Here is an 18,531-nt window from a genome sequence, read left to right on the forward strand (position 1 = left end):
GCGGACGCTCGGGCCAACCGGTTGCACGGTCCAAAGCGGCCGTTCTTTTCCGGCGCGGTCCCCCAGTTCAGCACGGAAACGGGCGCTACAGGAGGCTCGCTCAGATCCGCGAGGGCCGAGCCAGCGACTCGAGTGTTTTGACCAGCGCCGCGACTTCGCTCTCGATTGAATGGATGCGCCCGAACAAGGAGGCGTTGAGCGAGGCGCGTTGGCGGACGATGTGGACGGCGCGCGTCACCGGGTCTGCAATCTCGGCCAGCGCCTCGCGCTCGTCCTTGCCGAAGAAGCTGCCGTCGGGGCGCGGGCCGAGCAGCAGCCAGCCGACCGTTCCCGCGCCGTCCGCGCGCAGCCGCAGCCGCGCCGGGAACATCGGGTCCCCGCGATCGCAATCGAGCGTCTCCGCATCGCCCGGCTGCCACGCCGCCTGCCAAGCTTCGACGTCGCCCGTGGCAACGTGCCGCGCGAAGGCGGGCGACAGCGGCTCGCCGGAGCCGCCGATCAGCACCGCCACCCGGGTCGCGCGCAACGCCTTTTCCACTTCGTCCGCGACCGTCGACAGCAGATCGTCGAGCGACGCGAACTCGCGCATGTCCCCCACCGTCGTCGGCAGGCGCCGGCGCAGTTGCACGAGGCCGCGCTGGAAGCGCCCCTCGGTCCAGCGGTGGACGCGGTTGTGAAGCGGTGCGACCAGCGTCGCGGCGACTGCGGCGCCCAATCCGGCGGCGAGGGCGCGGCTGGACTCGCCGAACATTTCCTCCCCCAGCACTTCGATGATCTTCTCCGATCCCGCGAACGCAGCGCCGAGCAGCAGGGTCAGGAAGGCATAAGCGGCCGAGCGGCTGATCACCGCATCGGCATCGTAGAGCCGGTAGCGCAGGAGCGACACGAGCAGCCCGAGCGCGAGCAGCGCCCAGGCGGTCGGAGCGATGACTGCGTCGAGCAGGCGCAGCCATGCATAGAGGAACTCGTCGTCGATCGAAGGGTAGACCTCCTCAATCACCCCGACGGCCGAGCCCAGCAGGCCTCCCACGGTGAAACCGAATGCGGCCCAGCGAATCTGCTGGCGCTCGATCTCCGATTCGACCCGGCGATAGCGCAGCGCCAGCGCAGCCACGCTCGAAACAATCAGAGCTACGCCCAGCAGGTTAAAGGCGGTCCATGAAGTCTGCTGGGGCAGCAATGCCACCAAAAGAATGCCCACGACTACCCACGAGGCGGTGAGAAAAGCGGCCCACAGCGTCCAGCGCGGCTCGAACCGCCCGCTCGGAAAGGTGAGGATGCCGACGGCCAGCGCGCCGAAACCGGCGATGCGTAGAATGTCGGTGATGCCCCGCGGCCCCCACTCGGCCAGCGTCGAAAAGGCTTGGCCGCTTCCCGCCGTGACACCGAGGAAAGCGAACGAGAGCAGGGCCGCCACCGGGTCCCGCGCGCGCCGGCGGAACAGCAGAAGTGCCGCCAGGATCGCGATCAAATTGGCGGCAAAGCCCAGCCCCCTTTCGATCGAAAGCAGTCCTTTGAAGCCGACGCCGATGCCTCGAAAGGCAAGGTCCAGATGATGCGGCCCTCGCCGGAGCCGATGCTGGCGAACGTCGCCGCCGGGCCCGCGCGTCGTGATCGCGACCACCGGACCCGGCGCCTCGCGCAGCCGCGCGGCAAGCAGTTCCCGTGAGGCGTCGGCCGGGAGCGGCCGTCCCGCCACCGCGACGACGCGCCGACCCGCTCTGATCCCCGCCGCCCGCGACTCGCCGCCCAGCGGCGTGCCGAGGGAGTTTCCACCCCACGAGCGCAGCCCAAGCTCGGCAAAGGGCTGCACACGCTGATCGTAACTCACCCTCTCATAATGAAGCCCGGCAACCGTCGCGGCGAGCGTCAGCACGAACAGCGGCCACCACAAAATGCGGAATGCCGTCAGCCAGGTGCCCGACAGCTGCGGGAGCGCGCGCGGCAGGCTCAGCATCCGGCCGCCCTCCCGCTTTTTGGCGCGCCGAGAAGCCGTGCCACCGTCGCTTCCAGCTCCGCAAAGCGCGTCTCGTGTAGGCGCTGCCGCGCTTCGGCCTGGGCCTCGCGCGCCTCACGCGTCGCGACGATCCGGATCGCCCGTGCGATCGGGTCGGCGATCTCCGCCAACGCCTCGCGCTCGTCCTTCCCCGGCGCGCTGCCGTCCGGCCGCGGGCCGACCAGCAAGGTGCCGATCTCAGCCTGCTGGTGGCCGATCCTCAGCGGCACAACGAGCGGGAAATCCCCCTCGCTGCCACGCCTCGCCACCGTCTCGCCGTCGATCGTCAGCGCGGACCGGACGGCGCGCGTGCCGGCCTCCACCCGCGCCAGCACCTCGTCGAGCAGCTCAGGCATCCCCGCCGTCTCGCGCAAATCGCCGACGCATTCCGGCAGGTCGCGCCTGAAGTGGAGCAAGGCCTTCTGAAAGCGCTGCTCGGTCCAGCGGTGGACGCGGTTGTGGAGCGGTGCGACCAGCGTCGCAGCGACCGCGGCGCCGAGGCCAGCGGCGAGCGCGCGGCTGGACTCGCCGAACATTTCCTCCCCCAGCACTTCGATGATTTTCTCCGATCCCGCGAACGCGGCGCCGAGCAGCAGCGTCAGGAAGGCGTAGGCGGCCGAGCGGCTGATCACCGCCTCAGCATCGTAGAGCCGGTAGCGCAGCAGCGAGACGAGCAGCCCGGCGGGGATCGCCAGTTGGGAGAGCGCCATTGCCAGATGCTTGGCGAGCGTGATCCAGGCGCGCATCCCTTCGCTCTGCACCGGGCGCTCCGCAACAAGCAGCGCGCCCGCGATCACATTCAGCAGTGCCATCGCGACGATTCCGAAGATTACGAACTTTACCTGCTGGCGTTCGATCCCGGCGGGCGTTCGGCGAAACTGCGCGATCATGGCGATCGCCAGCGCTACCGCGGCAGTCGCATAGAGACCTGGGAGGAGGAAGCCGAAGGTTCCAAGCCAATAAAAGCCCGCGATCCCGTATAGCACCAAAACGATGTAGGCGCCCAGCGCTGCCCAGTGCCATCGCGTGCTGAGCCGTCCGTCCGGAAAGAGCAGCACTGCGCAGACCCATGCCAGAAGAGTGATGCTGGTCTTCGCGGTGATGACGGGGTCCGGAACGGCTGCAACCCAGTTGACGATGGCGAATTGACCGAGCACGAGTGAGAAGCTCAGCAGCTGGGCCACGGGGTCGTTCGGCCGTCGGATGAACAGCAGCAGCGCCGCCGCCGACGCCACTAGGTTCGCCAGCGCGTAGAAGCCGAACTGGATCCATCGCCGCGCCTCGAAGGTCATTCCCGACCCGGCATACGCCGCCGAAGCAATGCCGGGATCGCGAGCGACGCGGACGGTATAGTTTTCGCCGGTCTGGCGCCTCAGCGTCAGCGTCGCGGTCGAGCCCGGCGGTCCTTTCAGAACCGCAGCCCGCGCGACCGGGTCGTAGGTGACTTTCCGCCCATCGACCGTCAGCAGAACGTCTCCGTCTTGATAGCCGGCGCGCCTCCCGGCCGTTCCGAAAGGGCCCCCCATCTGGCCCTCGAGCGATTCATAGATAAAGGGTGAGAAGCCCAGCGCGAAAGCCGCGCTCGTTGCGCGCTGTCCCGCCGCCTCTTCCGTTGGCTCAAAATAGATCGTGCCCACCAGTCCGCCGAGGAACAGCACCGCCCAGAGCAGCCGGTAGGCGTTCAGGAACGCACCGCCGAGGCGCGGCAGTCGCTTGGCGATCATGGTTGCATCCCCCTTCCGGCGGGCAGCCGGCACGCGATGGTGAGCGATGTAAGAATGCCGGTCAAGCCGCTGAGACGGGGCGTTAAACAGATAGATAAGATAGCGAGCCGTCGCCGATCGGCTCCGCTTCGCCGAATCGACGGTGGCGTTTAAATCAGTTGAGCGACTGGCATCGGTCAGAAGCTTTTGCCGCTGGCACGCCACCGGACGCACGGCCTGCCGGAAGCGTCCGCTTTCGGCTTCTCGGCGCCCCAACCCGACAGTCCGCTCCCGGCCAACCTCCTCCCAACGAGACACACGGGTTTTCCTCGCGGCCAACTTTGGCCGTTGAGGAGAAACATGATGGGACATTCGATCTACGACCCCGGCCAGGAGCACCGCACCGCGTGGAACGCGGGACACAAGCTGGGTGCGAAGCGCCCGCTGAAGCCGAAGCAGGTCTGGGGGATCCGCTTCTGGCTCGATCGAGAGGCTCGGCTGCGGGATCGCGCCCTCTTCGACCTGGCGATCGACAGCAAACTTCGCGGTTGTGATCTGGTGAAGGTGCGTATTGGCGATCTGGTCAGCGGAGGACGTGTTCGCGCGCGAGCCATGGTGATCCAGCAGAAGACCGGCAGACCGGTTCAGTTCGAGCTGCTCGAGCCGGCCCGCAGTAGCATATTAGCCTGGCTGGAGCGGCGGGGCGGTGCCGTCGACGAGTTTGCATTCCCCAGCCGCACTGAGCGTGAGCGCCACCTCAGCACGCGCCAATACGCCCGGCTCGTGGACGAGTGGGTGACGGCGATCGGTCTGCGGCGTGAGGACTATGGGACTCATTCGCTCCGGCGCACCAAGGCAGCGATAATTTACAAGCAGACCGGGAACCTGCGGGCTGTTCAGATTTTGCTCGGCCACACCAAAATCGAGACCACGGTGCGGTACCTCGGCGTCGAAGTGGAGGACGCGCTCGCGCTGGCTGAGGGAACGGAGGTCTGAGAGTAGAGACGGTGAGCCCTTTGGCACCCGCCGGGGGCTCACTCTCCGCCCGGCCACCTTGCGCCAACAGCGGACGCTCAGGCGGGCTGGCGAGTTTCCCGTGAGCTGACGTGTGCACGTGGCATGGTCTCAGGTCCGCTTTCGACCTGTGGTCGCCACTATCGATCGGGGATACCTTGCAGGTCGGAGGTGCGGTCGCACGCGGCGCCGGGGTGGATCGTCCCTCGATCACGTCCTGGAATCAGTTCTGGCCGTTGGGTACGTCTCGGCCTTCGCCGACCTACGCCTCGGTTAACACCCCCTTGTATTCAGGCTCTTCCAAGGTCCGTCCCGCGCCCTTAGCGACGCAGAGCAGCGGATCGTCGGCAACGGCGACGGGAAGTCCGGTGGACAGCGACAAGGCCTCATCCATACGTTTGAGGAGTGCCCCGCCCCCTGTGAGGACGATGCCCCTGTCGACGATGTCGGCGGCGAGCTCAGGGGCCGTGTTCTCGAGGGCGGTGCGCACGGCTGCGACGATCTGCCCGACAGAGTCGGAGATCGCTTCGGCAATCTCCGACTGGCTGATCACGATCTCCTTCGGCATCCCGGCCGACAGGTGGCGCCCGCGGACGCGGATGGTTGCGGCTTCCCCTTTAATGGGGGGCAGGGCGCTCGCCAGCTCGTGCTTTATGCGCTCTGCCGTCGCCTCTCCGATGACCAGATTGTACCGGCGCCGAACTGTGGCTGCGATGGCATCGTCCATCTTGTCGCCGCCGACACGGACGGACGTGCTGTACGCCAGCCCGTGCATGGACAATATCGCGACCTCGGTGGTTCCCCCGCCGATATCCACCACCATCGCTCCGATGGGTTGGGTGACCGGAAGGCCAGCGCCGATCGCAGCGGCCATCGGCTCCTCGATGAGCCAGACCTTGGAGGCGCCGGCATTCGTCGCCGCGTCGCGAATTGCCCGCCGCTCGACAGAAGTGGAGCCCGACGGCACGCAAATGACCATCTCGGGATGGCGGGTCAGCCGGGATGAGCCGCCGTGGGCCTTGTCGATGAAATGCTTGATCATCTGCTCGGCGACGTCGATGTCTGCGATGACGCCATCGCGCAGGGGCCGGATCGCCTGGATGTGCCCCGGCGTCTTCCCCAGCATCAGCTTGGCCTCGCTGCCCACCGCCTTGACGCGGCGGACGCCATTCGTAGTCTCGATCGCCACAACGGACGGTTCGTTCAGGACGATGCCCTTGCCGCGCATGTAGACGACGGTGTTCACCGTCCCGAGATCGATCGCGATATCGTTGGACGTCAGCCGAAGGAGCCGGGACAGGTACATTTTAAGCCTTTGCGGTACGGTCGAAACTTTGATCCGCTCGCTGCGAGCGGCCATCCCGGTTCAGGCCGCCTTCGACAGGAGGCAGCGCTCGCTCACGCCTTGTAGCGTGGCAGCACCGGCGGAAGCGTTGGCTTTCGCAGCGCGTGCGACGTGAAATTGCCGCTGTGTCGACACCGAAACTCGCTTGCAAAAGCGGCGGGCGCACCGGGCGCCCGCCCTTGTTAGCCCCCGATGGCCGGCGAGAAGTTCAGGCGCTCTTCAGATTGACGGCGCTGGTCTTGCCGCGCTTGTCGTTCTCGAGGTCGTAGGAGATGCGCTGCTCCTTCTCGAGCGTGTTCATCCCCGCCGCTTCGACGGCAGTCACGTGCACGAAGGCATCACTGCCGCCCGCTTCATTCGTGATGAAGCCATAGCCCTTTGAGGTGTCGAAAAATTTCACGGTGCCGATCGGCATAATCCATTCCCTCCTTGGTTAGGGAGCCGAAGGCCGGCGCCCGACGCTGATAGAAGCGAGAGAAGGAATAGGAGCCGCAAAGCACCGAAGACCGTCTGATAGCGACTCTAGCTTCCCCTATATGGGGGCCTGCGCCCCAAAATGACAGGGGCCGGGTGCACGGGGACGCGGTGCCGCATGCCCGGCAATTTTGAGTTTTAGGCGACCCTTCCCGTGAACGCGAAACGGTGCCAAATCAGCGCTGCTTCTTGGCCTTAGTCGCGGTGAAATCGGCGTCCTTGTTCGCTACCCAGTCGACGAATTTACGCACGTTTGGGTTCGCCAGCAGGCCCTCCACGTCCGTCCCATGGCGTTGTTCCTGCTCGGCCGTTCGATATCAAGTGAAGATGCTCTAGCGCCGACCTTGTCGGAAGCCAGACGGAGATTTGGGAAACGTCGATCGACACGATCCTGGGCAAGGTGCCCGACGGTCGCATCGTTCACTGAATTGAGAGGGCGGCTGCGTGAATGGCCGCTTTCGACCCAAAGCGGGCCTCAGGATTACCGGGGTCGACCTGATTTTAGTGCACCATCATCTCCACGCTAACCTCCCTTCGTAGAGGACATGCTCGCTTGCCCGCGGAAGTGTGTATGCGTCGAAAAGAGCATTGCCTCCGAGCGAGCAGGAAGCTCTCCCAGCGCGCTCGTCAGCGTGTACCCTAAGCTGGATGGCGAGGCTTAAGGGCAGCGCGCGGCACGAATACTGAAAGGCCGAATGTCGCCGCTGCGATGAGCAACACGCCCCAGAAGGTGAGGTGTAGGCCTTGCCCCAGTGCCACGCGGGTGGCGAGAACGTCCGCCGCCGAGCCGTGCCCACGGAGCAGGCTCTGCACCTGCTCCAGTGAGCCCGCATGGCCCCACGCTAGGCTCGCGGTCAAAATGGCGCCGAGCACGGTCGCGCCCAATGTGCTGCCGAGGTTGCGCGCGAATAGGTTCGATGCGGTTGCGGCTCCGCGCTCGGCCCAACCAACGCTGTCCTGGATCAGAACGATGGCTGCTGTGCTGAAAAACCCCATCCCCAGGCCCATGACGAGGGATCCAAGGCCCGCGAGGAGGGGGCTTCTCTCGGGCGACAGGAATACAAATGCGAGCCCACCAACAGGGAGCAGCGCGGCACCCGAGACCAAGATCCGCCGAAGGCCGAAACGCGCGAAATTGCGTGCACCGAGCGTCGCCGCGATAGGCCAACCGAGAACCATCGCGGTCAGCATGAACCCGGCGACCAACGGCGATCGTCCCATCACGGCCTGCACATACATTGGCAGAAAGGTAGTCAGCCCGATCACCGCCATGCCGCTGAACAAGGTCGCCGCGTTTGCCGCAGCGAGTGATCGGTGCGACCATAATGCGAAGGAGATCATTGGGTCGCGCGCCCGGCGCTCCTGCCGCACGAACAGTGCTGCGCTTAGAAGGCACACCGCTCCCGCAATAGCTGTCGTTCGCCCGTCCGATGCACCAGCCTGCGTGAGCGCCACCATGAGCGCTGCGACAGCAATCGTGAACAAGGTAGCGCCGGCCGCATCGACACTTCGGGCGTCGGCAGAAACCGTCTCCCGCAGGAATAGGAAGAAGCCGACCGCTGCGGCAATGCCGATCGGCACGTTGATCCAGAAGATCCAGGCCCAGCTCACGTGCTGAATGATCAACCCGCCGACGAGGGGCCCGACGACTGACGAGAAACCCCAAACGCTCGCAAGCCAGCCTTGAACCCGGCCTCGCTCATGGCCGGGATAAAGGTCTCCAACGACTGTCATCGACACGGGCTGGATCGCACCCGCGCCAAGGCCCTGAACGAGCCGAAACACGATCAGCGACGGCATCGACCAAGCGATGCCACACAGTATCGAGCCGGCGAGGAAGATGCCGATGCCCACGAGGAGAATTACGCGTCTGCCGTAAAGGTCGGACAGCTTGCCGAAGATGACGGTAGTCGCCGTCTGGGCCAGTAGGAACGACGAGAACACCCAGGAATAGAGGTGGAGATCCCCGAGCTCACCCGCGATTTGCGGCATGGCAGTCGCTACGATTGTCGCTTCGATCGCGATCATGAAGGAGGCCGCCATGATCGCGGCGAGGATCAAGGGGCGGCGCATGGTGGGCTTCGCCATCTTCGACGCTGATGCGGTGAGCATGTCCACTGCAGACCTTTCGGAGCGGCCTAAATATATCGGCTGGGAGGATTGGAACGCCTCGGGCAAGAACCCCAGAGGAGCTTCTGAACCTGGGAGCGAACGAACTGTTCCTGGCTGAGCACCAGGAGATGCGAGATTTGAAACACGTGGGCCTTTCAAGTCGGCACGCGGGGGGACGCCGGCAGATGGGGAGCAGCACGGAATTCACAAATGCGCTTTTGCAGCGACTGATTGCGGAATGTGCACTTCATTTTGGAACACCGGAACGGCAGCTTGAGGAACAGTCGCGGGAGCAGGAGTTAGACGTCCGCGGGAATTCCGCTCTGTGTCGCTGGGAGCTCGAAAGCGGACGCTCCGAGAGGCGGCATCAATGTCCGCTTTCGACCCATTGCGGACGCTACGGGTCGCGTGCCATCGGGGCCAATCAGAAGACAGGGTCGCGAAGCATGTGGAACATCATCTACGGCATCATTATCGGCGCCTGCCTTCTCGCTGTATCTCTCTTGATTATCGTCCCATACAGTTCAAACTTGCGCAGGGTTCGCAAGGGGGAGGTTGAAGTCTCAGGCCGCCTGTTCACTCGTGTATATAACCGATCGGAGCAGCCGTTTACATATTGGATGGGCATCGCATTTACGATCTTGATGACTGCGTTCGGCCTATTCATTCTCGTTATCTCTTTGGTAGTGCTCGTCCGCGCGTTTTCCGGAAGCCATGCACAGTGAGTGAAGGTCCGCTTTCCACCCATTGCGGACGTTGGGCAGCCTTCGCATCATCCCTCGCTGCTAGCGCTGGAGGCCTTGACCAGACGAATGGCGCTCCAGGGCCGGCGCCGTGTCCATCGGACAGTCACTGCCCGAGGCCAAGAATAGCACTTCGACCGGTGCGCGACAGCGGCACCCTACCTCGCGAAGCTTCTAACTGCCCTTCGGTGAAGGGGGTGGCGAACTCACAACCTGCCTCGGTATCGGTGGACCAGACCACGTGCGTCCGCCGAGCTTCTTGATCGGGCAGCTTGAGCCAGAAGGTTGTCTCTTCCCGCAGGGGGCTGTCACAAAGGATTTTGCACCCGTGACAATTCAGATCGATCACAAGGACGTCTTTCGAAGCACCTGCTTGCAGCGATTCCACGCGTGCTCCGAAGTTGACCAGCCGCCTGGCCGCCACTCGGTTGCCGGCCGGATCGAGCGCGGCCATTTTCGCTTTGATCATGATGAGCGTCTTTCGTTTCCGCCCGAAACGCGGCAGCCGCGGGTGAGAGCAGACTGGCGGTACCTTGCATGTCTTTAGATTTTGCCGCGCCGGCGATTGATCAGAAGCCGAGGCGCGACAGGCGAACACTCCGGACCTGGATGCCTTCGCTGCGGGCTCGCCAGACTCATAAACGACGAAGCGGAAGAACGCCGTCCTGAGCGGGCGACGACGCGGTTCCCGCCCTCCGGACTTTCGCCTGAAGGTCCGCTTTCGACCCATTGCGGACATCGCGGGTTTGCCGCACCATTGAGCGACGGACACTGCGTAGCTGAGGGGCGAAGGGGAACAGCATGTCACTGCTCTTGGGCGCTCTAGCCACAGCGGCGGCAGCGACCCCGGGACTAGCTTCCGTGAGCGGCCTCGAAGGCTGCTGGAGCGCTCCGGGGCAGGTGCGCGGCAAAGATGCGACTTCAGTGCTCCGAGGCGAATGGCACCTTGGGCGGCGCTATTTCGTGCTGCACCTGCGCTCCGTCGCACCAGCGCAAGCGTATGAAGCAGCGATCACCTATCGCGCCGGCGAGAAACCCGGTGGCATCGGATCATTCTGGATGGACACATTTGGCGGTCTTTATGAGCCATCCCTTGGCCTCGGCGCCGTGAGCCCGGATGGGTTTTACCTCGACTACCACTTTCCAGACGCCGCCTATCACAACCGCTTCGAACGCCGTGGCAAGGGCTGGCGCTGGACCATCGTCGAGCGGGCGCCTGGCAAACCCGACAAGCTCTTCGCCCGGTATGAGCTGGCGCCCGCGAGTTGCCGGGGAACGACATTCACTTTTTGATTGGCCTGCGCATGGGGCACGAGGCGTGATGTCCGCTTTCCACCCATTGCCGACACGCGGGAGCGTGCGGTTTATCGCGATCGTCCGGCGCCACCGGGAGCATTTGCCCGAGACGTGAGGACGGGCCTAGGCGATCGCCAGCGCGTATCCGCCCGGCGCTTGGCCCATGCGCAACCCCGCCACGAGCGCCTCCGGATCGGCGCCCGCCTCGCGCAGGCTTGCGAGGGTCGGGGCGCCGTGGCGCTTGGCGAGGCGGTGGCCTTCGGCGTCGGTGAGCAGCGGGTGGTGGTGGTAATGCGGGGTCGGCAGGGCGAGGAGGGACTGGAGGAGGCGGTGGACGTGGGTGGCGGGGAATAGGTCGCGGCCGCGCACTACGTCCGTTAACCCTTGGGCGGCGTCGTCGACGGTGACGGCGAGGTGGTAGCTTACCGGGGCATCCTTGCGGGCCAGGACGACGTCGCCGAACGCTTCCGGCTCCGCGGCCACCTCCTGTCCGCCGTCGAACCAGCTTAGCGGCCCCGCCCGCCTCGCCGCCTTGGCGACGTCGAGCCGCCAGGCATGCGACTCGGCCATTCGCGCCTTCTGCCCGCCGGGTGAGCGGCGTCGGCACGTGCCGGGATAATGCGGCCCGTCCGGGCCGTGCGGAGCGGCGGCGCTCGCAGCGATCTCCGCGGCGATGGCGGAGCGGGAGCAGAAGCAGGGGTAAGCGAGGCCCTGTGCCTTCAGCCGCTCCAGCGCCTCGGCGTAGAGCGGCAGCCGCTGAAACTGCCGGACCACGTCTCCATCCCAGTGAAGGCCGAGCCAGGCGAGGTCCTCCTCGATGCCGGCGACGAACGCCTCGCGGGTGCGGCCCGGATCAATGTCCTCGATCCGCAGCAGGAAGCGCCCGCCGCGCTCGCGTGCATAATCGTGCGCGAGCAAGGCGGAATAAGCATGGCCGAGGTGGAGCCGTCCGGTCGGGCTCGGCGCGAAGCGGGATACAATCTCCCTCAACGACTTGCCTCTTGACCGCGAGTCTTCGCCCATGCAGTCATGAGGGCGTCACCTTCTGCCGACAGAAGGGACTGGACCGGGGATGCGCCGCCCCCGTCCTGGGTGCGACAGGCCGGGCCGGACGTGTCCCACACGGGATACGGAGGGCCGTCGCGAGCGTATGTACCATCCCGACCTCATACGGCACCCCGACGGCTGCCCTGCTTTGGTCCTCAACGCCGACTACACGCCGCTGAGCTATTACCCCTTGTCTCTGTGGCCGTGGCAGACGGCGGTCAAGGCGGTGTTCCTGGAGCGGGTCGACATCGTCGCCCAATATGCCCGCGAGGTGCACAGCCCGACGCGGACTATGCAACTCCCCTCGGTGATCGCGCTCCGCCAATATGTGAAGCCGAGCGAGAACCCGGCCTTCACCCGGTTCAACCTGTTCCTGCGCGACCGCTTCCAGTGCCAATATTGCGGCGACGGGCGCGAGCTCACCTTCGATCATGTCGTGCCGCGCGCCCAGGGCGGACGGACCACTTGGGAGAATGTCGCCACCGCGTGCGCGCCGTGCAACCTCCGCAAGGGCGGACGGACGCCGCGCGAAGCGCATATGGCCTTGTTCCACCGCCCGTACCGGCCGACGAGCTGGCAGCTGCAGGAGCATGGCCGCTCCTTCCCGCCCAACTACCTCCACGCCAGCTGGCGCGATTACCTCTACTGGGACATCGAGCTGGAGGCCTGAGCGGCGCCGCGGGCGGAAAAATCGCGGGGGTGGACGAACTCGTTGCGGAACCAGGGATTGTCGCCGCCGTCGAAGCAGCGGTCCAGCCAGTCGAGCAGGGCGGCGACGGTGGGGCGGGTCCGCGCCTCCGGCTCGAACGTCGCGTAAACGTCGAAACGGACATTGAGCGGCGGATCGATCACCACCAGGTGCGGCGCCAGCGCGGCCACGTAGGTCGGCATGGCGGCGATTCCCGCTCCTGCTTCCACGGCGGCGAGCTGCGACGCGCTGGAGTTGGTCCGGATAGGCGCGAGCGTTTCCGGCGTCTCGCCGCCGAGGATAAACTGCAGGACGTGGGTGTTGAGGCCCGGCGCGGCCTGTTCGACCAGCCGGTGCCGTGCCGCCGCGTGCAGCCCCTCGGGCGCGCCGTTGCGGGCGACGTAGGCCGGCGAGGCGAACATCATGTAATGGAGCGTCGCCAGCCGCACCGCCTCCCGCCCGGGCTGCTCGGGCTTCTGGAAGGCGATGGCGACGTCGGCCACCTCGGTCGCGGCGGTCCGGAAATCGTAGCTGAAGGCGAGGTGGATGCTGGTTCCGTCGACGGCGTCGGCAAGGGCGGCTACGCGAGGGGTCAGCCAGAGCAGGCCGAGGCCTTCCGATACGGCGAGGCGCAGCTGGCGCGGATCCCCAGCCGGGCGCGCCGCAGCGCCCCGGGCAGCCTGCCGCATGCCGCGGGCGACCTCCAGCAGCCGGGCGCCCTGCGCGGTGACCGAGCTCCCCTCCCGGGTCCGATCGAGCAGCCGCGCGCCGCACGCCGCCTCCAGCCGCTCGATCCGCGCCCGCACCGTGTTGACCGACAGACGCCGCGCGTCCGCGGCGGCGCGCAGGCTTGCATGGGTGGCGACGTCGAGGAACAGCCGGAGGTCGTCCCAGTCGATGCGATCGAGGTCGAGACCCCCGGTAATTACCGGAGTGGCTGGTGGCTGAACACCCTGTTCGGAATTCTTCATCGCGACCGGCGGTCCCCACGGCTCTAGGAATTGTTCAAGCGTATGAAGGGCTAACGCCTGATTGCGACGATGACAAACAACCTGGATCAGGCGGGGCAGTGACGAAGAACAGCATGGGGGCTGCGGTGTCGGGGGACGCGCAGTCGGGGGAACATTCCTCGATCGAGGTGGCGCGGCGGATCCTTGCGATGCGCCGGCTGCGCGACCGGCTGCTCGGCGACTTTTTCTCCGAGCCGTCGTGGGACATCCTGCTCGACCTCTACGTGCAGACGCACGAGGGGCGGACGGTGACCGTGTCGCAACTCAGCCTCGCCACCGGCGCGCCGCCGACGACGGCGCTGCGCTGGATCAACACCATGGCCGAGGCCGGCCTGCTCAGCCGCCGGTCCGACGAAGCGGACGGCCGCCGCGTCCTCGTCAGCTTGAGCGAGCGCGGCGAGGAAGCGATGCGGCTGCTCCTCGCCTCGGTCCTGTCGGCGATCGAGACGCCGATCAACGGCCGGGCAATGACGGCGCGGAAACCCGCGCGGGCGAAATCGTTACGCTCGCGATGCGAGACTTCTCCCAGCTCCTCGACGCGCTCGTCTACACACGGTCCCGAAACGGCAAGCTGAAGCTGATCGGCGATTATCTTCGCCGCACCCCCGATCCCGACCGCGGCTATGCCCTCGCCGCTTTGACCGGCGAGCTAGACCTGCCGGGCGTCAAGCCGGCCGCGATCCGCGCCATCGTCGAGGCGCGCACCGACCCGGTGCTGTTCTACATGAGCTGGGACTATGTCGGCGACATGGCCGAGACGGTGTCGCTGCTGTGGGAAAAGCGCGAGGGCGAGCCCGAGGAGATCGATGACGGCAGCTTGCGGATCGGTGCCGTCGTCGAGCGGCTGCGAGGACTGGGGCGGGTCGAGGCGCCGGCCGCGCTGGCGAATATGCTCGACCATCTCGACGCCAGCGGGCGCTATGCGCTGCTGAAGCTGGCCACCGGCGAATTGCGCATCGGCGTCAGCGCCCGGCTCGCCAAGACCGCGCTGGCGCAGGCCTTCGGCCTCGACGTCGATGCGGTGGAGGAGGTCTGGCACGGTATCGGGCCGCCCTACCTCCCGCTCTTCGCCTGGGCCGAGGGGCGCGGGGAGCAGCCGACGGCGCGCGACGTGCCGGTGTTCCGCCCCTTCATGCTCGCCCACCCGCTCGAAGCGCTGCGCGTGTCGATGGATGACTATGCCGCAGAGTGGAAATGGGACGGCATCCGCGTCCAGATCGTCCGCGCCGGCGGCGAGACCCGCCTCTACAGCCGCGCCGGCGACGACATCAGCAAGAGCTTCCCGGAGGTCGCCGAGAACTTCCAGGCGGCGGGCGCCGTCGATGGCGAACTGCTGGTAAAGGGCGCGGCGCAGGGGGCGGAAACCGAGAGCGGCGGCGCGGCGAGCTTCAACGCCCTCCAGCAGCGGCTCGGCCGCAAGGCGGTCTCGGCGAAGATGCTGCGCGACTATCCCGCGTTCGTCCGGCTCTACGACATATTGTTCGACGGCGACGAGGACCTCCGCGCCCTCCCCTGGTCCGAGCGCCGGGCGCGGCTCGAGGCGTTCGTGCCGCGGCTCGACCCGGAGCGGTTCGACCTCTCGGCCCTCATCGACGCAGCGAGCTTCGAGCAGCTGGAGGAGATCCGCGCCGGCGCCCGCGACGCGTCGATCGAAGGGGTGATGCTGAAGCGGCGCGACAGCCCGTATGTGGCAGGTCGCCGCACCGGCCTCTGGTACAAATGGAAGCGCGATCCGCTCACCGCCGACTGCATCCTGATGTATGCGCAGCGCGGCAGCGGCAAGCGCTCGTCTTATTATTCGGACTTCACGTTCGGCTGCTGGAGCGAAAGCGGCGAGTTGCTCCCCGTCGGCAAAGCCTATTTCGGGTTCACCGACGAGGAATTGCTGTGGCTCGACCGCTGGGTCCGCAATCACACGCTGGAGCGGTTCGGGCCGGTGCGCGAGGTCGAGAAGAGCCTGGTGCTCGAAGTCGCCTTCGATTCGGTCCACGCCAGCCGCCGCCACAAATCCGGCCTCGCCATGCGCTTCCCTCGCATCTCCCGCATCCGCACCGACAAGCCGGCCGCCGAGGCTGACCGGATCGAGACGCTGCTGCGCATGGCGACCTGAGGAATGTTAAGGACTTAACCCCGGTTTTCCCACCGCGGGACGGTCGAAAAAGGGGGGCTGACAGACGTGGCGGCCTGGGTGAGGGACCGTCGCCCTGCGTCCGCTCCCCCAATTGGACGCCGCAACAAGGAGCAAGACGGCAATGACGCTTTCGATTTTGCCGCAGGGCGCCGAGGGCCGCCCGCACGACCCGCAGCAGCGGGGCTATTGCGTCGTCTACCATGAGGACGAGGTCAATCACTGCCCCGGCTGCGGCCGCACTCATTGGTATGTCGGCCGGGTCTCGGCGGAATGCGGCTTCTGCGCGACCGCTCTGCCGCTGGCCAGCGCCACCAGCCGCGGCGCCGGCACCCACAGCCGGGGCCACCGCCCGATCCTGCTCAGCGAAGCGGCCTGAGAGCGTCCCCCAAAGCTAGAAGGGCAGCCACTTACTCTTCTGGCTGAACTTCATGTATCCGGCGTTGACCCCCAGCCGGGCACCGACGCCCATGCGGATCGGGATCAGCACCATGTCGCCGCTCCTCAAGTAGCTCGCCGTCAAGCCGCCCACGACGTAGGCGTTGCCCTCGGCGGCCGGGAAGCGGCGGAACAGGCGCTCGGTGTCGTTCAGATTGTAGACCAGCACGAACACCTTGTTGGCGTCCGCGCCGAAATCGAAGCCGACCGACGGACCGGTCCAGTGGACCCGTCGGTCACCCTCGATCTGGTGGTGGAGGGTTCCCGAACCGTAGCGCAGGCCGACGACGAAAGCCCCGCCCGCCTCGCGCCCGGTGATGTAGGCGGTGGGCTGGCCCTGATCCTTGAGCAGCTTCTCGATCATGTCGGCGAGGCCGTTGGCGCCCTTGCCGAACACGCCCTCTGCTGCGCTCAGCACGTCCTTGTTGGCGACGGATTCGTTGGTGACTTCGGCATGCGCGCGCTGGAAGGCGACCTCTCGCCCCTGCTCCGCCAGCGGCGCGGCGGGCTCGACGGGCCTGGCCGGGGGCGCGTTGCGATCCGCGGGCGCCGGCGTCGCGGCACTCTGCCACTCGGGCACCTGACGCGCGTCGGCCGCCGGCTGCGGCGCGGCCGCGGGCGGCGGCGGACCATTGGGATCGACATTGGCGACCTGGGCGCCCGCCGGAACGGCGAGCCCCGCGGCGCCCGCAAGCGCCAGCAACTTCACGAACACGGACACGGACCTGCGCATGGCAAAACTCCCCCTTACGCTCCAGCGGGAAGACTAGGCCTATCAAGGCTTTCGCGGCAATGAACCGGCGACGAAGCGAGTCCCTGGCGCGGCGAAACCGACGCCCGCACCCGGTTGAAGAGCCGGCAAGCCCCCGCTATAGCCCGGCTTCGCCGTTCCCGGAGACGTGGGTGAGTGGCTGAAACCAGCGGTTTGCTAAACCGCCGTAGGGGGATTACTCCTACCGAGGGTTCGAATCCCTCCGTCTCCGCCATTTCCCTGTCCAGCAGTGTCCATTTCTGACCCAGAAAACCTAGGTTTTCTGCGGGTTTGCGGCTATTTCTACGTCCATCGCCAGCCACCCCGATTTGCCCACTTCCAGAGGAAAGTGGGGGCATTTGGGGGCACCGAAACGTGGAAAATGGGGGCACTTATGCTCACGGATCTCAAGGCGCGGCAGGCCAAGCCGCGGGAAGCTGACTACAAGCTGGGAGACACAGGAGGCCTCTACCTCCTCGTTACGAAAGCCGGGGCGAAATCCTGGCGCATGAAGTACCGCTTCGCCGGTAAAGAGAAGCGCCTAACCTTCGGCCGGTATCCTGAGGTGAGCCTCCTGGCGGCGCGCGAGCGGCGGGACGAAGCGCGGCGGCTCCTTCGCGACATGCGCGATCCTGCCGTCGAAGCCATGAAGCGGCGCCTGGCCGCGGCGGCCGCGGCCGAGGCGACGTTCGAGAAGGTAGCGCGCGAGTGGCACGAGCACCAGGCGCCGCGGTGGGTTCCGGTTCACGCTTCGGACGTGATTGGAAGCCTTGAGAAGGAGGTTTTCCGCCACCTCGGCTCCGTGCCGCTCAAGGAAATCGATGCGCCCCTCGTGCTGGCTGTGCTCAGGAAGATCGAAAAGCGAGGGGCTCTTGAGACGGCCAAGCGGGTGCGGCAGCGTATGTCAGCCGTGTTCGTCTACGGGATCGCGACCGGGGTCTGCAGCACCGATCCTGCTGCCACCGTCATGAGGGCCCTCAAGCCTGCGCCGAAGGCGACTCGCCAGCCGGCCCTTACGGACATCGAGGCGCTTCGTACGTTGCTGCGAACCGCCGAGGCGTCGGGCGCGAGCCCGGTGACGAAGGTCGCTTCACGCCTGCTCGCGCTGACGGCAGTCAGGCCGGGCGTTGTACGAGGAACGACTTGGTCGGAGATCGAAGGGATCGATTGGACCAAGGAGTACCCGGAGGAGGCGGAGGCAGGTCTTTGGCGCGTGCCGCCGGCCAGGATGAAGCTGGTCCTCGATAGGAAGGATGAGGAGACCTTCGAGCACCTAGTGCCGCTCTCGAGGCAGGCGATCGAGGCGATCGCCGCGATCCGCCCGCTGACCAAGCGTCTGCCGATCCTGTTTCCGAGCAATCGGCACCTGCATCGCCCTCTGAGCGAGAATGCGATCGGCTATCTCTACAATCGCTGCGGCTATCACGGACGGCACGTGCCGCATGGGTGGCGTGCGGCCTTTTCGACCGTCATGAACGAGCGAGCTGAGCGGCTCGGCCGGGCCGGCGATCGAGCCGTCATCGACCTCATGCTAGGCCACATCCCCAGCAACAAGGTGGAAGGGGCCTACAATCGCGCGGCCTATATGGAACGCCGCAAGGAGATCGCACAGGAGTGGGCGGACCTGCTTACCGACGGGCTCGCTCCGGCAACGGATCTGCTGAAATACTCCCGACGCTGAGGAAGGTGGTCTAGCCTTTGCGCGGGTGAGCCTCCGTCATGGATCGATATCAGACCTGTCACCGTGGGCTCAGCGATTTTAAGCCGCGATCCAGGGCCAGCGCGC

The 18,531-nt window shown here is 66.3% G+C and carries 17 protein-coding genes and 1 tRNA gene; 9 read left to right on the forward strand and 9 right to left on the reverse strand.

Annotated features, from left to right (window positions below):
• Nucleotides 1-100 precede the first annotated feature (100 nt).
• Both VGC56_RS06780 and VGC56_RS06785 read right to left on the reverse strand, forming a co-directional pair.
• Complete coding sequence (locus VGC56_RS06780; protein WP_464124126.1) at nucleotides 101-1,957, reverse strand: hypothetical protein; 1,857 nt, start codon at nucleotides 1,955-1,957, stop codon at nucleotides 101-103.
• Entirely contained in the window at nucleotides 1,951-3,933 is a 1,983-nt protein-coding gene (locus tag VGC56_RS06785) for a hypothetical protein (RefSeq protein ID WP_464124127.1), read from the reverse strand. The genes VGC56_RS06780 and VGC56_RS06785 overlap by 7 nt, the downstream gene beginning before the upstream one ends.
• A 129-nt stretch (nucleotides 3,934-4,062) precedes the next feature.
• Here VGC56_RS06785 and VGC56_RS06790 point away from each other — a divergent pair, with 129 nt between their 5' ends.
• Nucleotides 4,063-4,695 (forward strand): tyrosine-type recombinase/integrase, encoded by a 633-nt coding sequence (locus tag VGC56_RS06790; RefSeq protein ID WP_464124128.1) that lies wholly within the window; start codon nucleotides 4,063-4,065, stop codon nucleotides 4,693-4,695.
• Nucleotides 4,696-4,975: 280 nt separating this feature from the next.
• On the opposite strand, the gene VGC56_RS06795 is transcribed toward VGC56_RS06790, so the two are convergent.
• The 3 genes from VGC56_RS06795 to VGC56_RS06805 form a co-directional block, all read right to left on the reverse strand.
• Nucleotides 4,976-6,019, reverse strand: coding sequence for a rod shape-determining protein (locus tag VGC56_RS06795; RefSeq protein ID WP_464124370.1), 1,044 nt, complete (start codon nucleotides 6,017-6,019; stop codon nucleotides 4,976-4,978).
• Nucleotides 6,020-6,266: 247 nt separating this feature from the next.
• The gene (locus tag VGC56_RS06800; RefSeq protein ID WP_464124129.1) at nucleotides 6,267-6,473 is read right to left on the reverse strand and encodes a cold-shock protein; all 207 of its coding nucleotides are present in this window, start codon (nucleotides 6,471-6,473) and stop codon (nucleotides 6,267-6,269) included.
• A gap of 698 nt (nucleotides 6,474-7,171) precedes the next feature.
• The gene (locus VGC56_RS06805; RefSeq protein ID WP_464124130.1) at nucleotides 7,172-8,650 is read right to left on the reverse strand and encodes an MDR family MFS transporter; all 1,479 of its coding nucleotides are present in this window, start codon (nucleotides 8,648-8,650) and stop codon (nucleotides 7,172-7,174) included.
• Nucleotides 8,651-9,090: 440 nt separating this feature from the next.
• Here VGC56_RS06805 and VGC56_RS06810 point away from each other — a divergent pair, with 440 nt between their 5' ends.
• Entirely contained in the window at nucleotides 9,091-9,369 is a 279-nt protein-coding gene (locus VGC56_RS06810; RefSeq protein WP_464124131.1) for a hypothetical protein, read from the forward strand.
• A gap of 124 nt (nucleotides 9,370-9,493) precedes the next feature.
• On the opposite strand, the gene VGC56_RS06815 is transcribed toward VGC56_RS06810, so the two are convergent.
• On the reverse strand, nucleotides 9,494-9,856 hold the full coding sequence (locus VGC56_RS06815) for a PilZ domain-containing protein (RefSeq protein WP_464124132.1): 363 nt from the start codon (nucleotides 9,854-9,856) through the stop codon (nucleotides 9,494-9,496).
• Between the two features lie 392 nt (nucleotides 9,857-10,248).
• On the opposite strand from VGC56_RS06815, the gene VGC56_RS06820 reads away from it, so the two are divergent.
• Entirely contained in the window at nucleotides 10,249-10,680 is a 432-nt protein-coding gene (locus tag VGC56_RS06820; protein WP_464124133.1) for a hypothetical protein, read from the forward strand.
• A gap of 126 nt (nucleotides 10,681-10,806) precedes the next feature.
• Here the strand turns inward: VGC56_RS06820 and gluQRS are convergent, their stop codons facing one another.
• Entirely contained in the window at nucleotides 10,807-11,673 is an 867-nt protein-coding gene (gene gluQRS, locus VGC56_RS06825; protein WP_464124134.1) for a tRNA glutamyl-Q(34) synthetase GluQRS, read from the reverse strand.
• Between the two features lie 160 nt (nucleotides 11,674-11,833).
• On the opposite strand from gluQRS, the gene VGC56_RS06830 reads away from it, so the two are divergent.
• A complete protein-coding gene (locus VGC56_RS06830; RefSeq protein WP_464124135.1) occupies nucleotides 11,834-12,400 on the forward strand; it encodes an HNH endonuclease in 567 nt (188 codons plus the stop codon).
• Here VGC56_RS06830 and VGC56_RS06835 read toward each other — a convergent pair.
• A complete protein-coding gene (locus VGC56_RS06835; RefSeq protein ID WP_464124136.1) occupies nucleotides 12,373-13,389 on the reverse strand; it encodes a LysR family transcriptional regulator in 1,017 nt (338 codons plus the stop codon). The two genes, VGC56_RS06830 and VGC56_RS06835, sit on opposite strands and share 28 nt — an antisense overlap.
• A gap of 98 nt (nucleotides 13,390-13,487) precedes the next feature.
• On the opposite strand from VGC56_RS06835, the gene VGC56_RS06840 reads away from it, so the two are divergent.
• The 3 genes from VGC56_RS06840 (at nucleotide 13,488) to VGC56_RS06850 (ending at nucleotide 15,935) form a co-directional block, all read left to right on the forward strand.
• On the forward strand, nucleotides 13,488-14,003 hold the full coding sequence (locus VGC56_RS06840) for a winged helix DNA-binding protein (protein ID WP_464124137.1): 516 nt from the start codon (nucleotides 13,488-13,490) through the stop codon (nucleotides 14,001-14,003).
• Nucleotides 13,940-15,538 (forward strand): cisplatin damage response ATP-dependent DNA ligase, encoded by a 1,599-nt coding sequence (locus VGC56_RS06845; protein WP_464124138.1) that lies wholly within the window; start codon nucleotides 13,940-13,942, stop codon nucleotides 15,536-15,538. The genes VGC56_RS06840 and VGC56_RS06845 overlap by 64 nt, the downstream gene beginning before the upstream one ends.
• 142 nt (nucleotides 15,539-15,680) lie before the next feature.
• Nucleotides 15,681-15,935 carry a hypothetical protein gene (locus VGC56_RS06850; protein ID WP_464124139.1) on the forward strand — a complete coding sequence of 85 codons (255 nt, stop codon included), beginning with the start codon at nucleotides 15,681-15,683 and terminating at the stop codon, nucleotides 15,933-15,935.
• A gap of 15 nt (nucleotides 15,936-15,950) precedes the next feature.
• Here the strand turns inward: VGC56_RS06850 and VGC56_RS06855 are convergent, their stop codons facing one another.
• Nucleotides 15,951-16,727, reverse strand: a complete 777-nt coding sequence (locus VGC56_RS06855; protein ID WP_464124140.1) for a DUF1134 domain-containing protein — start codon at nucleotides 16,725-16,727, stop codon at nucleotides 15,951-15,953.
• A 160-nt stretch (nucleotides 16,728-16,887) separates the two neighbouring features.
• Between VGC56_RS06855 and VGC56_RS06860 the strand changes: the two genes are divergently transcribed.
• Both VGC56_RS06860 and VGC56_RS06865 read left to right on the forward strand, forming a co-directional pair.
• Nucleotides 16,888-16,980 (forward strand) — tRNA-Ser (locus VGC56_RS06860).
• A gap of 159 nt (nucleotides 16,981-17,139) precedes the next feature.
• Nucleotides 17,140-18,426: a tyrosine-type recombinase/integrase gene (locus VGC56_RS06865; protein ID WP_464124141.1), complete on the forward strand. Its 1,287-nt coding sequence runs from the start codon at nucleotides 17,140-17,142 to the stop codon at nucleotides 18,424-18,426.
• The last annotated feature ends 105 nt before the right edge of the window (nucleotides 18,427-18,531 follow it).

This window comes from Allosphingosinicella sp. (genome assembly GCF_036403745.1).
GTDB lineage: Bacteria > Pseudomonadota > Alphaproteobacteria > Sphingomonadales > Sphingomonadaceae > Allosphingosinicella.

Bases quoted from the DNA above. Each gene is read 5' to 3' on its own strand.
- VGC56_RS06845 (WP_464124138.1), top strand. From the start codon at position 13,940: ATGCGAGACTTCTCCCAGCTCCTCGACGCGCTCGTCTACACACGGTCC.
- VGC56_RS06835 (WP_464124136.1), bottom strand. From the start codon at position 13,389: ATGAAGAATTCCGAACAGGGTGTTCAGCCACCAGCCACTCCGGTAATT.
- VGC56_RS06800 (WP_464124129.1), bottom strand. From the start codon at position 6,473: ATGCCGATCGGCACCGTGAAATTTTTCGACACCTCAAAGGGCTATGGC.
- VGC56_RS06780 (WP_464124126.1), bottom strand. From the start codon at position 1,957: ATGCTGAGCCTGCCGCGCGCGCTCCCGCAGCTGTCGGGCACCTGGCTG.
- VGC56_RS06815 (WP_464124132.1), bottom strand. From the start codon at position 9,856: ATGATCAAAGCGAAAATGGCCGCGCTCGATCCGGCCGGCAACCGAGTG.
- VGC56_RS06855 (WP_464124140.1), bottom strand. From the start codon at position 16,727: ATGCGCAGGTCCGTGTCCGTGTTCGTGAAGTTGCTGGCGCTTGCGGGC.
- VGC56_RS06810 (WP_464124131.1), top strand. From the start codon at position 9,091: ATGTGGAACATCATCTACGGCATCATTATCGGCGCCTGCCTTCTCGCT.
- VGC56_RS06830 (WP_464124135.1), top strand. From the start codon at position 11,834: ATGTACCATCCCGACCTCATACGGCACCCCGACGGCTGCCCTGCTTTG.
- VGC56_RS06795 (WP_464124370.1), bottom strand. From the start codon at position 6,019: ATGTACCTGTCCCGGCTCCTTCGGCTGACGTCCAACGATATCGCGATC.
- VGC56_RS06850 (WP_464124139.1), top strand. From the start codon at position 15,681: ATGACGCTTTCGATTTTGCCGCAGGGCGCCGAGGGCCGCCCGCACGAC.
- VGC56_RS06865 (WP_464124141.1), top strand. From the start codon at position 17,140: ATGCTCACGGATCTCAAGGCGCGGCAGGCCAAGCCGCGGGAAGCTGAC.
- VGC56_RS06790 (WP_464124128.1), top strand. From the start codon at position 4,063: ATGGGACATTCGATCTACGACCCCGGCCAGGAGCACCGCACCGCGTGG.